The following is a 1780-nucleotide window of genomic DNA, read 5'->3' on the forward strand; positions in this document are numbered from 1 at the left end:
CCTGCTTTTACTGGTTCGCTGAAAGTGACCTTAATTACTTTGTTAATTGGTACGTTTACTGAGTTGTTTGATGGGTCGATGCTTTTAATGGTCGGTATGGTACTGTCCATGCCAAAACTACTGCTAATCAGCCCATATCTGAATAGTGCGTATCCTGATGATCCGTTGTTTATTGCTGCGTTTATGTCGTTTTGTAATTCACCTGCAGGTATTGCTGTTACATTCTTATCTGAACGGTAAGTCTGTAAACCTGCTATAACTGGAGTTCCATTACTCTGGCTAACTATATATGCCACTGTTGAGGCTATCCATGATGTGCCATTTTTTCCGCTGCTGCTGGTACCTGTTGAACTGTTGTATCCGTAGTTGCCTTTGTAGATCATTGGAACTAGAAAATCAAGATATTTTGCAAGTTGGGCGTAATCTTGACCATAATAGTATGCATTAGCCGAGCCTTCGGGCATCAGGTCTGCTGAAACTGCGACTGATGAATTGATGGATTTAACTGTATTGTAAACTAGTTGCACGAATGCAGTTATTGCTGCTGTTCCACTTTCACCAGCGATATTGCTCCCTGATCCAGAATATCTTACATAATCTAGGTTAATTCCGCTTACGTTGTAATTTTTTACAATAGCAGTGATACTGTTAATTAAAAAATCTTGTTGAGTTTTATTTGCAGGATCAATCCAGTCACCGTTTACATCCTTGAAACACGTGATCCATGCGTGAACTCGTATATTAGTACCTTTTAATTTTTGTAAAATAGCGGTTAAGACACTTGAATATGATGGAGTAGAAATTAAGTTAGATTTAACGAATACATCGGTAATTCCTAAATTTTGCAGTGCCGCAACGTTTAAACTGCCCACATAGTCACTTGGTATCCATACTGATTTCACTTTAGAGTATGAGGTTCCACCAGCAGCTTCCATAGATTTTTGAATTGTTGTATTGCTGGAATTTGTTGTATTGGCAGTATCCATAGATTTTTGAATTGTTGTGTTGCTGGAGTTTGTTACATTTGAAGTTATATTCTGTTCACTTGCATTAGTTGTATTTCCAGTTTCTGTAGCGGCAGATATGCTGTTTATGCTGAGCATTGCTAAACTTAAAATAAGTAAAATTGTTAATAATGATTTTTTCGTAATTTTACCGCCTCCATATCCAAAAAATATGCCTAAACTTGTTCATAATTTAAATAATTATGTTGTTAAAGTTTAGAAACCTTTTAAATTTTATGGACACTGTAATTTTCGTTTTCACAGATTATATAAACCTTTTGGTTTTAAAATGTGAAAATAAACTTTTAAAACCGTATTTTTTAATTTAGAACATAATTAAAATGTATATAAATTATAAATAACTGCTAATATTTGCAAATTAAATTTTAAAAAAGATAAGTGATGATTAAAAATGTTTTAAAAACATAAAAAGCTTAAATATTAATCAAATTTTTCTTTTAAGGTTATATAACTTTCATTATTAGATTTAAAATTAAATTTAAAATTTTTCCAAATAAATTTTCAAAAAAAGAAAAAAAGAAAAAAGGTTTATAATTTGCCTAAAAAGGGAGTGTAGCATATGTGCCGTAGTACGTTGCTGATGAAGTATTCCAGTTTTTAATAACACCAAAAGTGTTACTATAGCTGGTTGCATCTACATTGTACCATTTGCCGTTAACCCAAACTTGTGCAATAACGTGTCCATACCAGCTACCGCTTGAAAATTGAGCTTTAACGTGTTCGTATCGTGCTGGTATTCCTGCAGCTCTCTCAAG

Annotated in this window: 2 protein-coding genes; both read right to left on the bottom strand. The window is 33.3% G+C overall.

Annotated features, from left to right (window positions below):
• The coding region (locus tag EJ01_RS10190; RefSeq protein ID WP_048192877.1) for a putative glycoside hydrolase at nt 1-1103 on the bottom strand (1103 nt) is incomplete at its 3' end.
• A gap of 461 nt (nt 1104-1564) precedes the next feature.
• Nucleotides 1565-1780, bottom strand: a 216-nt coding sequence (locus EJ01_RS10195) for a transglutaminase domain-containing protein (RefSeq protein ID WP_048192878.1), incomplete at its 5' end; no start/stop codon positions are given.

The sequence above is a fragment of the Methanobacterium veterum genome (assembly GCF_000745485.1).
Classification (GTDB): Archaea; Methanobacteriota; Methanobacteria; order Methanobacteriales; family Methanobacteriaceae; genus Methanobacterium_D; species Methanobacterium_D veterum.